This window comes from Clostridium sp. ATCC 25772 (assembly GCF_001573875.1).
GTDB lineage: Bacteria > Bacillota > Clostridia > Clostridiales > Clostridiaceae > Clostridium_J > Clostridium_J senegalense.
This window is the reverse complement of the sequence record NZ_LFRG01000010.1, coordinates 270,144-283,398: the sequence shown is the minus strand read 5'-3', so window position 1 is coordinate 283,398 and position 13,255 is coordinate 270,144. Positions and strand designations below refer to the sequence as shown.

Annotated in this window: 13 protein-coding genes; all 13 read left to right on the top strand. The window is 28.4% G+C overall.

Annotated features, from left to right (window positions below; translation table 11 throughout):
* Positions 1 to 22 precede the first annotated feature (22 nt).
* The 13 genes from grpE to ybeY all read left to right on the top strand — a co-directional run bounded on the left by grpE (position 23) and on the right by ybeY (position 13,169).
* Positions 23 to 604, top strand: a complete 582-nt coding sequence (gene grpE / locus AZI32_RS05995; protein WP_157450849.1) for a nucleotide exchange factor GrpE — start codon at positions 23 to 25, stop codon at positions 602 to 604.
* A gap of 20 nt (positions 605 to 624) precedes the next feature.
* On the top strand, positions 625 to 2,451 hold the full coding sequence (dnaK, locus tag AZI32_RS05990) for a molecular chaperone DnaK (RefSeq protein WP_061994983.1): 1,827 nt from the start codon (positions 625 to 627) through the stop codon (positions 2,449 to 2,451).
* A 426-nt stretch (positions 2,452 to 2,877) separates the two neighbouring features.
* Positions 2,878 to 4,002, top strand: coding sequence for a molecular chaperone DnaJ (gene dnaJ, locus AZI32_RS05985; protein WP_061994982.1), 1,125 nt, complete (start codon positions 2,878 to 2,880; stop codon positions 4,000 to 4,002).
* A gap of 257 nt (positions 4,003 to 4,259) precedes the next feature.
* Entirely contained in the window at positions 4,260 to 5,198 is a 939-nt protein-coding gene (gene prmA / locus AZI32_RS05980) for a 50S ribosomal protein L11 methyltransferase (RefSeq protein WP_061994981.1), read from the top strand.
* Between the two features lie 197 nt (positions 5,199 to 5,395).
* Positions 5,396 to 6,145 (top strand): 16S rRNA (uracil(1498)-N(3))-methyltransferase, encoded by a 750-nt coding sequence (locus AZI32_RS05975; RefSeq protein ID WP_061994980.1) that lies wholly within the window; start codon positions 5,396 to 5,398, stop codon positions 6,143 to 6,145.
* Positions 6,145 to 7,449 (top strand): tRNA (N(6)-L-threonylcarbamoyladenosine(37)-C(2))-methylthiotransferase MtaB, encoded by a 1,305-nt coding sequence (mtaB, locus tag AZI32_RS05970; RefSeq protein ID WP_061994979.1) that lies wholly within the window; start codon positions 6,145 to 6,147, stop codon positions 7,447 to 7,449. Before AZI32_RS05975 ends, mtaB begins: the two co-directional genes overlap by 1 nt.
* Positions 7,450 to 7,601: 152 nt before the next feature.
* The gene (locus AZI32_RS05965; RefSeq protein WP_061994978.1) at positions 7,602 to 7,946 is read left to right on the top strand and encodes a histidine triad nucleotide-binding protein; all 345 of its coding nucleotides are present in this window, start codon (positions 7,602 to 7,604) and stop codon (positions 7,944 to 7,946) included.
* A gap of 126 nt (positions 7,947 to 8,072) precedes the next feature.
* On the top strand, positions 8,073 to 8,249 hold the full coding sequence (gene rpsU, locus AZI32_RS05960) for a 30S ribosomal protein S21 (RefSeq protein WP_010292600.1): 177 nt from the start codon (positions 8,073 to 8,075) through the stop codon (positions 8,247 to 8,249).
* A gap of 23 nt (positions 8,250 to 8,272) precedes the next feature.
* Positions 8,273 to 8,719, top strand: a complete 447-nt coding sequence (locus AZI32_RS05955; protein WP_061994977.1) for a GatB/YqeY domain-containing protein — start codon at positions 8,273 to 8,275, stop codon at positions 8,717 to 8,719.
* Between the two features lie 351 nt (positions 8,720 to 9,070).
* A complete protein-coding gene (gene yqfC / locus AZI32_RS05950; RefSeq protein ID WP_061994976.1) occupies positions 9,071 to 9,355 on the top strand; it encodes a sporulation protein YqfC in 285 nt (94 codons plus the stop codon).
* Positions 9,348 to 10,520 carry a sporulation protein YqfD gene (gene yqfD / locus AZI32_RS05945; RefSeq protein WP_242865262.1) on the top strand — a complete coding sequence of 391 codons (1,173 nt, stop codon included), beginning with the start codon at positions 9,348 to 9,350 and terminating at the stop codon, positions 10,518 to 10,520. The genes yqfC and yqfD overlap by 8 nt, the downstream gene beginning before the upstream one ends.
* Positions 10,521 to 10,573: 53 nt before the next feature.
* Entirely contained in the window at positions 10,574 to 12,697 is a 2,124-nt protein-coding gene (locus AZI32_RS05940; RefSeq protein WP_061994974.1) for an HDIG domain-containing metalloprotein, read from the top strand.
* Positions 12,669 to 13,169 (top strand): rRNA maturation RNase YbeY, encoded by a 501-nt coding sequence (gene ybeY / locus AZI32_RS05935; protein ID WP_061994973.1) that lies wholly within the window; start codon positions 12,669 to 12,671, stop codon positions 13,167 to 13,169. The genes AZI32_RS05940 and ybeY overlap by 29 nt, the downstream gene beginning before the upstream one ends.
* Positions 13,170 to 13,255 lie beyond the last annotated feature (86 nt).

The following is a 13,255-nucleotide window of genomic DNA, read 5'->3' as shown; positions in this document are numbered from 1 at the left end:
TATGGAATGGAGGAGTGCAAAATTGAATAAGAATAATATAGATGAAAATCTAGATGAAATTAAAGATGAACATACTAACAAAACAAGTGAATGTTCAGAAAATCAATGTGAGTGTGATTCAAAAGAAAAAGAAACTACTTTTGAACCAGTAGATGTAAAAAAAATAAAAGAAGAAAATGAAAAATTAAAGAAAGAAGTAGAAGAATTAAAAGAAAAACAATTAAGAATTTCTGCTGAATATGATAATTATAGAAAAAGAACAATAAAAGAAAAGCAAGATGTATATCTGAATGCATATGAAGATGTTTTAAAAGAAATGTTTGAAGTTTCAGATAATCTAGAACGTGCTTTATCATGTGATTCTAACTTAGAGGATTTAAGAAAAGGAATCGAAATGACAGTTAAACAGTTTAATACTTCTTTAGAAAAATTAGAAGTTGAAGAAATAGATACAAATGGAGAATTTGATCCTAACTATCACAATGCAGTAATGCATGAAGAAAATGATAGTGTTGGAGCAAATCAAATAGTTGAAGTATTCTTAAAAGGATACAAAAAAGGTGAAAAAGTACTAAGATATAGTATGGTAAAAGTAGCAAACTAACAATTAGGAGGTAATTTATAATGGGAAAAGTAATTGGTATTGATTTAGGAACAACAAATTCATGTGTAGCAGTTATGGAAGGTGGAGAACCAGTTGTTATAGCAAATGCTGAGGGAGCTAGAACTACACCATCAGTTGTATCTTTTATGAAAGATGGAGAAAGATTAGTAGGTCAGGTTGCTAAAAGACAAGCGATAACTAATCCAGATAAAACTATAATATCAATAAAAAGACATATGGGAACAGGTCATAAAGTTAATATAGATGGAAAAGATTTAACACCACAAGAAATATCTGCAATGGTACTTCAAAAATTAAAAGCTGATGCAGAAGCTTATTTAGGTGAAAAAGTAACAGAAGCAGTTATAACAGTTCCAGCATATTTTAATGATAGTGAAAGACAAGCAACAAAAGACGCAGGAAGAATAGCTGGTTTAGATGTTAAAAGAATAATCAATGAGCCAACAGCTGCATCACTTGCATATGGTCTTGATAAAATGGATACAAATCAAAAAATATTTGTATATGACTTAGGTGGCGGTACTTTTGATGTATCAATACTAGAACTTGGAGATGGAGTGTTTGAAGTTTTATCAACAACAGGTGATACTAAATTAGGTGGAGATGACTTCGACGAAAAAATAATGAACTATATAGCTGAAAGCTTTAAAGCTGAAAATGGTATTGATTTAAGAAATGATAAAATGGCACTTCAAAGATTAAAAGAAGCTGCAGAAAAAGCTAAAATAGAATTATCATCTTCAATGCAAACAAATATTAACTTACCATTTATAACAGCAGATGCTACAGGTCCAAAACATATAGACCTAAACTTAACAAGAGCTAAATTCAATGAATTAACTCATGACTTAGTTCAAAGAACAATTGAGCCAATGAAAAAATCACTTGCAGATGCTAAATTATCAATAAATGATATAGATAAAATACTTTTAGTTGGAGGTTCTACAAGAATACCAGCAGTTCAAGAAGCTGTTAAAAACTTTACAGGAAAAGAACCATCAAAAGGAGTTAACCCAGATGAATGTGTTGCAGTTGGAGCAGCAATTCAAGCAGGAGTATTAACAGGAGATGTTGAAGGATTACTATTATTAGATGTTACTCCATTAACATTAGGAATAGAAACATTAGGTGGAGTTGCAACTCCATTAATAGAAAGAAATACAACAATACCAACTAAGAAGAGCCAAGTGTTCTCTACAGCTCAAGATGGTCAAACATCTGTTGAAATTCACATTGTTCAAGGTGAAAGACAAATGGCTGCGGATAATAAAACATTAGGTAGATTTACTTTATCAGGAATAGCACCAGCTCCAAGAGGAATTCCACAAATAGAAGTTGGATTTGATATAGATGCTAATGGTATTGTAAATGTAACAGCTAAAGATAAAGGAACAGGAAAAGAAGCTAATATTACAATAACAGCATCTACAAATTTAAATGAAGATGAAATTAAAAAAGCTGTAGATGAAGCAGAACAATTTGCAGCTCAAGATAAAGAAAGAAAAGAAGCTATAGAAGTTAAAAATAATGCTGACCAAATGGTTTATCAAACAGAGAAAACATTAGGTGAGTTAGGAGATAAAGTTTCAGCAGAAGATAAATCAGAAATAAATGCTAAAATAGATGCATTAAAAGCTGTTAAAGATGGGGAAGATATAGAAGCAATTAAAAAAGCTACAGAAGAATTAACACAAGCATTCTATGCAGTATCTTCTAAAATGTATCAAGGAGAAGCTGGAGCACAAGGAGAAGCTCAAGCTGAACCACAACAAAATGGTAGTAATGAAGATGAAAATGTAGTTGATACAGATTTTAAAGTAGACTAATTAACAAATTTATTTTAAAAGATTAAAAAAGTAAAGGTTGATAGTTATGAATGTGTATAGTCAAATAATTAAATAGTATTTAATTATAAATACCATAACTATCAACTTTTTTAAAATTTATTTAAAATAAAATTAGCTTAATACTACTCAAAAAAGAGGGATGAGCATAAAAGCTCTTCCCTCAATTTGAGTAATATGTATTAACAGCAGATAGTAATTTGATTCTTATTTTATAAAATATACTTAAATTGGTAACAGCTTTGGATGAGTTTTAATAAGATATATATGTAATAATTTAAAATTGATAAAAAGCACTACATACTAATGCGGTTAAAGTGGAATTTTATATTATATTAATGTTGAAATAATACGTAATATAATTTATATTATAAAGGTTAGAGTATAATAGGTGGTGAAATTAATATAATGGCAAATAAAGATTATTATGAAATTTTAGGTGTAGATAAAAGTGCAACTGAAGATGAAATAAAAAAAGCTTTTAAAAAATCTGCATTAAAATATCATCCAGATAGGAATCCAGGTGATAAAGAAGCAGAAGAAAAATTTAAAGAGTTGAATGAAGCGTATCAAGTGCTTTCGGATAGCGAAAAAAGACAAAGATATGATCAATTTGGAACAGCGGATTTTAATGGTCAAGGATTTGGTGGATTTGAAGGAGGATTTGGTGGATTCGACTTTGGAGACATATTTGGCGATATATTTGGAGGATTTGGTGGATTTGGTGGAAGTTCATCAAGAAGAAATGGACCGAGAAAAGGTGCAGATCTTGAGTACAATATAAATCTTACTTTTGAAGAAGCTGTATTTGGCGTAGAAAAAGAAGTGAAAATAAGCAGAAAAGAAAAATGTGAAAGTTGTAATGGAACAGGTGCTAGTAATGGATCAGCTCCAAAAACATGTTCTAAATGTAATGGTACTGGACAAGTAAGAATACAAAGGCAGACACCGATAGGGGTTATAGCTACATCTTCAACTTGTGATGTTTGTGGAGGAAAGGGTCAGGTAATAGATAGTCCTTGCTCAACTTGTAGAGGTACAGGTAAAGAAACTAAAAGAAGAAATATAACTATAAATATACCAGCAGGTGTAGATAATGGAAATGTTATGCCATTGAGAGGCCAAGGTGAAGCTGGTGAGAATGGTGGTCCGGCAGGAGATTTATATATAAATATTAGAGTTCAATCTCACAAAACATTTGTAAGAAAAGGATTTGACATTTATATAGAAACACATGTAAGCTTTGCACAGGCTACACTAGGGGCAGAAATAAAAGTTCCTACAGTGGATGGAGATGTTAAATACGTTGTGCCAGCTGGTACACAACCAGGAACAACATTTAGATTAAAAGGTAAGGGGGTTCCAAGAGTTAATTCAGCAGGACGTGGAGATCAATATGTTAAAGTTATAGTAGATGTTCCAAAAGAATTAAACGGAAAACAAAAGGAAGCTCTTAATATGTTTATGGAAGCTAGTGAAGAGTCTAGTGAAGGAATACAACATCATGCTAAAAGAAAATGGTTTGGAAAATAGATTGAAAGAGAAACTTCAAGTAAGAAGTTTCTCTTTATTTTTTAATAGATAAATAAATTGAAAACAGGTTAATTGGGAATAAGAATATAAATATACTATATAACTTTAGGATTAATATATTTAAAAAAGGTTAAAATTTATGATAGTATATATAGATAAAGACATTTAATTTAAAATACAATTTAAATAAATAATATATAAATCACATTAATTTATATGCGTTTTAATGTAATAGAATTAATATTGGAGGAAAAATTATGAGTAAAGAATGGATTGAAATAACGGTTGTAACGAGCTGTGAAGCTGTAGAAGCAGTAACAGGAATATTTTATAGTACAGAGGTTGAAGGTGTATCTATAATTGATTCAGAAGATGTAGAATTTAAGAAAAAGAATCCTGGCGATTGGGATTATTTTGATGAAAAAGTATTAAATATAAAAAAAGGTGCTGTAGTAAAAGGCTACTATAAAGAAGATGAAAACCTTGAAAAATATATAAAATACATAAAAGAAAATGTAGAAAAATTATCTGAATATGGTTTTGATAAAGGCGAAGGAACTGTTGATGTAGTAAAAGTGAATGAAGAAGATTGGGAAAATAATTGGAAAAAATATTATAAGCCTACTAAAATAGGAAATAAAATTGTTGTAAAGCCAATATGGGAAGAATATATTGCAAAAGATGATGAGTTAATTGTAGAATTAGATCCTGGTATGGCATTTGGTACTGGAACACATGAAACTACTAGAATGTGTATAAAATCTTTAGAAAAATATGTTGAAAAGAATAGTAGAGTATTTGATATAGGAACAGGCTCAGGAATACTTGCTATAGCTGCTGCAAAACTTGAGGCGAAAGAAGTTATAGCTGTAGATTTAGATCCTGTAGCAGTAGATTCAGCAAGAAATAATGTTGGCTTTAATGACATTGAAAATATACAAATTTTACACGGAGATTTAATGGAAGTTGTAGAAGGAAAAGCTGATATTATTGTAGCTAATATAATAGCAGATGTAATAATATTTTTAACAGAAGGTGTTAAAAAGTTTATAAATAAGAATGGATATTTTATAACTTCAGGAATAATATTAGATAAACAGCAAGAAGTTCAAAATAAAATGAAAGAATGTGGATTTGAAGTTGTGGAAGTCATTAATGATGGAGAATGGGCTTGTGTAATAGCTAAAAATATATAAGTTGCATTTAAACACTTAATTAGATATTATATTTTTTATATAGATAGTTCTCAATGATAAACTTAATGGTGTTATAAGGTTCTAAATTTTAACTATACCTTATGGTTTTATTTATATCATTGGAACTTTATGAAAGTATTGTTTTTATGTATAAGTGAAAAACATATTATTTAAAGTTAATTAACGGTGGTGAAAAAATGCATAAGTTTTTTGTGAATAAAGAAAATATATGTTGTGATGTATGTAAAATAGATGGAGAAGATGTAAAACATATATACAAAGTTTTAAGATTGAAAATTGGAGATAAAATCAATATAAATAATTGTGAAGGTAAAGAGTATTTAGCTGTAATCGAAGATATTAACAAAAAAGAAGTTATAGCAAAAATACTTGAACAGTGTGAGCTAAATAATGAAAGTAAGGTAAGAGTGCACTTATTTCAAGGGTTGCCAAAGTCAACTAAAATGGATTTAATAGTTCAAAAAAACACAGAATTGGGAATAGCATCTATAACGCCAGTAATAATGGAAAGAGTAGTTGTTAAAAATGATTCAGAATTCAAAAAAGTTGATAGATGGAATAGAATAGCATTGGAAGCCTGCAAACAAAGTAAAAGAAGTTTAATTCCAAGTATAAATAAACCAATAGAATTTGAAAAACTTATAGAAAAAATAGATGATATGGATTTAATTGTAGTTCCCTATGAAAATCAACAGGGATATGGAATGAAAAAACTTGCAAATAATTTAGATAAGAATTCTATAAAAAATGTAGCTATTGTAATTGGACCAGAGGGTGGTTTTGAAGAAGAAGAAATCGGAAAATTAAAAGCTAAAGGTGCCAATATAGTTACATTAGGTCCAAGAATATTAAGAACAGAAACAGCAGGATTTACAGCTTTAAGTCTTATAATGTATGAATTAGCTGATTTAGGAGGAGTTTTATAATGAAAGTTGCTTTTGCTACTTTAGGGTGTAGGGTTAATGTTTATGAGTCAGAAGCCATGACAGAAAAATTTATAAAAGAAGGATATGAAACTGCAACTTTTGATGAAGCGGCAGATGTTTATGTTATAAATACATGTACAGTTACTAATATGGGAGATAAAAAATCTCGCCAAATGATTTCTAGAGCAAGAAGAAAAAATCCAGGGGCAATAATAGCAGTTGTTGGTTGCTACTCTCAAATTGCATCAGAGGAAATTTCTAAAATAGAAGGTGTAGATGTAATTTTAGGTACAAAAAACAAAGGGGATATTGTTTATTATGTAAATAGAGCTAGAGTTGAAAAAAAACAATTCGTTGAAGTAAATGATGTATTGAAAAATAAAAAATTTGAAGAATTAAAAATAGAAGAATACCAGGATAAAACTCGTGCATTTTTAAAAATCCAAGATGGATGTAATCAATTTTGTTCATACTGTTTAATTCCTTTTGCTAGAGGAGCTGTGTGTAGTAAAAATCCAGATTTGATTTTAGATGAAGTAAGACAACTAGCTGCAAATGGGTTTAAAGAAATTATTTTATCAGGAATTCATATTGCGTCTTATGGTGTGGATTTAGATAATGACTGGTCATTGGTTAAAGTGTTAGAAGAGATAAATAAAATAGAAGGTATAGAAAGAATAAGGATAGGTTCAATTGATCCAACATTTTTTACAGAGGGAGTTATTGAAAAAATAGTTTCTTTGAAAAAACTTTGTCCTCATTTTCATTTATCACTTCAAAGTGGATCAAATGCTACATTAAAAAGAATGAATAGACATTACAATGCTGAAGAGTATAAGGATGTTGTGAATAACTTAAGAAAATACATAAAAGATGTTTCTATAACCACTGATGTAATTGTTGGCTTTCCAGGAGAAAGTGAAAAAGAGTTTGATGAGACTTATAGATTTTTACAGGATATAAAATTGTCTAAAATACATGTATTTAAGTATAGTCCAAGAAGTGGAACTAAAGCTGCAAAAATGATACTTCAAGTAGATGGTAAGATAAAAGAACAAAGAAGTGAAAAGCTTATAAACTTAAATTTAGATCTTGAAAAAGAGTTTATGGAAAAATTTAAAGGTAAGAGTATGAACGTCTTATTTGAAGAAGAAATGAAAAATAAAGAAAACCATTATATAGGATATACACCTAATTATATAAAAGTTACAGTAGAAAGTGCAGAGAAGTTAGATGGAAAAATAATAGAGGTTAAACTTTTAGAAGTAGAAAAAGAAAATATGATAGGTATAGTAGAAAAATAGTAGAATTTAATAAAAAAACTAGAATAGTGCACAATAAGATATTATAATTAATTTTGAATTTTGATTATTTATATATTTTAATATAAATAAAATTTATATTAAGGAGGGTAGAGTTTATTTTAACAGTATATAGTTAATTTAGACAGAACGTTATGAGTGATTGTATTTTTTGTAAAATAGCTAATGGTGAAATACCTAGTCAAAAAGTTTATGAAGATGATAGGGTTCTAGTTTTTAATGATATAAATCCAGAAGCTCCAGTTCATGTGCTTGTTATTCCTAAAGAGCATATATCAAGTGCTAATGAAATAACACAAGAAAATTCTGACATAATATCTCATATATTTGTTGTAATTAATAAAATTGCAAGGGAATTGAAAATATCAGAAGATGGATTTAGAATTGTTAATAACACAGGAAAAAACGGTGGTCAAACTGTTGGACACATGCATTTTCATGTCTTAGGTGGTAGAAATTTAGCATGGCCACCAGGCTAAATAAAAAAAATGAAATTGTTGACAGAATATGAAAATGTATTGTATAATTAACAATGTGCTATTTATGTCCCGCATGGCTATTTGAAATTAAAAATTTGAATTGAGCTAGCGGAGGGAGGGATAATAATGTCAGAAATTAAAGTTGGAGAAAACGAATCATTAGAAAATGCTTTAAGAAGATTTAAGAAGAAATGTGCTAGAGCTGGTGTTCTTTCAGAAGTAAGAAAGAGAGAGCATTACGAAAAGCCAAGCGTTAAAAGAAAGAAAAAATCAGAAGCTGCAAGAAAGAGAAAATTCAAATAGAATTTTTGAAAGAAGGTAAAGCTATGTCCCTTAAAGATAGATTACAGCAAGACTGGAAAAATGCTTTAAAGGAAAGAAATAAATTTAAAGCTAGTGTTATAAGTATGGCAAAGGCTGCAATTTTGCTTATAGAGAAAAATGGCAGTGGAAGTCTTAATGATGATCAAGTCATTGAGGTTTTAGCTAAGGAAGTTAAACAAAGAAGAGATTCTTTAGAAGAATTTAAAAATGGAAATAGACAAGATTTAGTTGATAGCACTAATGCTGAAATAGAAATCTTGTTGGATTACCTTCCTCAGCAGTTAACTGAAGATGAAATTCGAAAAATTGTTGTAAAGTCTGCGGAAGAAATTGGCGCAAATAGCATAAAAGATATGGGCAAATTAATGTCTATTGTTCGACCTAAAACAAATGGTAGAGCGGACGGAAAAATAGTAAGTCAAATAGTTAAAGAATATTTGAATAAATAAGAACTCAGTTTTCTGAGTTCTTTTTTCGTTTATATATAAAAAATCTTTTTAACCTTAAAACAAGTAATTTATTTTGGTAGACAATCATAAAATAAAACATGTAATTATATAGTAAATAACAGAGCTATATATAAGTAATATAGTGAAACAAGTTCGAGTTTTAACTTATTCATAACTTACAAAAATATTTTAGTCTAACTGGAATTATGTATTTGAGTGATTTCCGAGCATGTAATCACTCTTTTAGGAATGGAAATACTCTAGGTATAAATTTAAGAGTAATTTTGGATTCCTATAAAAAATACTGTTTAATTATAGTAATTTAAAATACAGGTTAAAGAGGTGGGTACTTTGAAAAATAAGATGAAAAAGAAAGCAGAGCTAATTGTTGAAAAATTGGACATACCTAGAGATACTGTATTAGACTTACCTAAAATAACGGTAATATCTAATTCAGAAATTACAATAGAAAATCATAAAGGAATAACCACATTTGAAAGTAATGAGATAAAAGTAAAAACTTCTATTGGTGTATTGGAAATATTAGGTGAAAATTTTGAAATATCTTTTGTAGGAGGAACGACAATAGTTTTAAATGGAAGTTTTAATGCTATTGGATACAAGAAAAATGAGTAAAGATTTAAATTATAAAAAAGGATTATTAGTAGTAGAGATTGAAACAGTAAACCTAGAAAAGCTTATAAATTTTTTATGGAGAAAAGATGTAAAAGTAAGAAATTTAAAAAGAAATAGCCTAACCAATTGCACTATGGAAATTGAATTCATTGATTATGAAGTTTTATTAGAAGGAGTAAAAAAAACCAATAGTAAATTAAAAGTTCTTAATAGAAAAGGTATTATGTTTAAAATTTTAAAATTAAAAAGAAGAAGGACGTTACTTGTTACAGTACTTATTTTTGTGGGAGTATTATATTATTTAAGTAGTTTTATTTGGAAAATAGAGGTGGTTACAGAAAGTTATATAGCACCTTTTGAAATAAGAGAATTGTTAAAATCATATGGTATAGAAAAAGGAACTTATAAAAATAGTTTTGATGTTCATAGAGTAGAAGAAAGAATAATAGATGATAATGATGAAGTAATGTGGGTAAAAGCTAGAATAGATGGATCAAAATTAAAAGTTGAGGTAATAGAAAGGCAGGCACCACCAAAAATAAAAGAGGAAAAACTGACAGGAAATATTGTTGCAAAAAGAGATGGAGAAGTACAACGAATATTCTCTCAGGGTGGAACTGTTATGGTGGAAAGAGGGAAAATTGTTAAAAAAGGTGACTTATTAATAAAGGGAGAACAAGGAAAAGAAGGTAAAGAATATGATGTTAAGGCAGAAGGAAATGTGTTTGCCAAAACATTTTATGAACAAAAGAAAGAAATTCCTAAAAGTATAGTAGTAAGAAAAAAAACAGGGGAAAAAGCTAGAAGCTATTATATAAAAATAGGTGGGAAAAAAGTTTATATTAAAAATGCCTTAAATGCATTTGAAAATTATGATAAAATAGAGAATAACAAATGGTTTATAGGTGAAGAAATCTATGAGGAAGTACTAGAAGAAAATGTTGAGGCCAATACTGATATGGTTATTAAAGAACTTAGTAATAATATTTTACTTAACTTAGACAAATTTGTTAAAGTACTAGAAGTAAAGCCTGAAATAAAAGATAAAGGTGATAATTTTTTAATTACAGTACTTGTAATAGCTGAAGAAGATATATCTTTAGAAGAAGCAAAGAGCGATATTATAGAGGAGAATATAGAAGAAAAAGCTGAAAAAAATGAATAAACAATCTTAGAGTAGGTTAGATATAAACTAGAGAAAAGAAAGTTGGGATGTTTATGAAAGGGTTTAAAATAGGTAAAAAAAAGAAAATGCCTAAATTATCAGCAAGATTAATATTTATTATTACTACTGCTATTATATACTTTTTAACTTCAACTTCTGTAATTACAGAAACTTATGATTTAGAGGTTGGGGATATACCTAAAGTTGATATTAAAGCTCCTAAGGATATTGAAAATCAATTTGCTACAGAACAGGCAAAGGATGAGGCTATAAAACATATAGCAGATGTATATAGTTATAATAGTGAGGTTAGTGTTACTGCAATTAAAACCATAGAAGAGTTTTTTAATACAGTAATATCAATAAATAAAAAGTATGAGAATTCAACTTCTCAAGAAGAGGAAAAACAAAAAAATATAGAAGAATTAAAAAAGTCATCTAAAATTGCTAATTTATCTGATGAAGCTTATAATACATTGGCAGTATCAGATGTAAAAGACTTAGAAGAATTAAAGACGTTTATGTTAAATTCTATGGAGAAGTTATTTGATGAAGTTGAAATTCATGAAGACAAACCTGAGGAAATAGTTTTGGCTCAAGGAATAATAACTACGTTATTTAATAATTCTAGATTCTCTAAGAATTTAAAAGATGTTGGTATGGCAGTAGGATATTCACAAGTAAAACCAAGCTTTTTTGTTGATTATGAAAAAACTCAAAAGCAAAAGGAAGAAGCTCAAAAGGCTGTAAAACCGGTAGTTATAAAAAAAGATCAAATAATTGTTAAAGAAGGAGAACCAGTAAGCCAGATTGAAATAGAAATTTTAAAAGAGTTAGGGCTTTTAAATAAGGATAAGTCTCTTAGAATAAATTTATATGCAACACTTTTAATACTAGTGCTAGGTGTAATGCTTATGCAGTGGTATTATTTAAAAACTATCAGATGGGATATATATAAACAGTATAATAAAACTGTAGTTATAAATATTTTAACTGTAATATCTGTTATATTAAGTGCAACTCTAAGTATGATTTCGCCATATTTAATACCATTTGCATGTGTCCCTATATTAATGAGTATCCTTGTGGACGAAAAAGTTTCTATGACTATAAATATATTGAATGTATTAATTATAAGTATAATTATAAATTTCAATCCAAGCGTTATGCTTATAGCTCTTTTAAATGCAGTATATGCACCAATTGTATTGAAAAAAATACAACAAAGAAATGATATATTGCAATCTTGTTTATACTTAGCAGTATTAAATTTTGTTTTTGCATTTGCAATAGGTTATGTTCTTAGTAACCATGTTGTAGGTATAATAACTCAAGCTGCATTTGCAGCCACTGCAAGTTTAATATCAGGAATTTTAGCTATAGGTATGTTACCTTTTTTAGAAAATATTTTTGATATAGTGACAAACATAAAATTGTTAGAGATGGCAAATCCTAACAGTCCACTTTTAAAAAGGTTATCCATGGAAGCACCAGGAACATATAATCATAGTGTGTTAGTTGCAAATTTAGCTGAAATAGCCGCTGAAGCTGTAGGTGCTAATGCTGTCTTAGCTAGGGTGGCATCTTATTATCATGATGTAGGAAAAATAGAAAGATCTTATTATTTTAAAGAAAATCAATTTAGTGGAGAGAATCCTCATGATAAAATATCACCTAAATTGAGTTCATTAATAATAACTTCTCATGTTACTGATGGTATTGAACTTGCTAAAAAATATGGTATACCAACTGTTATACAGAATATAATAGGCCAACACCATGGTGATTCTTTGGTAAAATACTTTTATATTACAATGAAAAATAATTCGGAAAATCCCGATGACATAAATGAAGAAGACTATAAATACAAAGGACCAGCGCCTTTCACGAAAGAAGCAGGTATTATAATGCTAGCAGATAGTGTTGAAGCGGCAGTTAGGTCTATACAAAACCCAACTAAAGAAAAAATAGAAAATATGGTAGATAACATCTTTAAAGGAAAGTTATCAGAAAATCAATTGGATAATTGTGAATTGACTTTTAGGGATCTTAAGATTATAAAAGATTCTTTTCTGAAAGTACTAAAGGGGATATATCATGGAAGAATAGAATACCCTATGGATAGATTAAAGAATAAGGAGAAAAATAATGATACTAATAGACAACAGACAAAGTAGAATTGAAGTAACAGAAGAATTAGAAGATAAAATGAAAGAAATAATAGAATATAGTTTAAAAGAAGAATGTGTAAATGTACCTTATGAGATTAGCATAATATTTGTTGATAATAAAGAAATAAAAGAAATTAACAATGAGATGAGAGGAATAGACAATGCTACGGATGTATTATCTTTTCCTATGTTAGAATTTGAAAAGGATAAGTATTTTAAAGATATGTACGTAAATTATGAATTTATGCCTTATGAACTAAATGAAGGGCGATTAATTTTAGGTGATATGGCCTTATCGCTTGAAAGAGCAAAAGAACAATCAATAGAATATGGACACTCTTTTGTAAGAGAAGTTATGTATTTAGTAGTACATTCTATATTACATCTTTTAGGTTATGATCATATGGAAGATGATGATAAAAAAGTAATGCGAAAAAGAGAAGAAGAGATAATGAGAAAATTTAATATAACAAGATAATATAATTCACAATCTAAATTAAATTAGTTATAAAATATTTTGAAAACATAAGATAAATATAAAAAATATGAGCAAGATATTAGTAA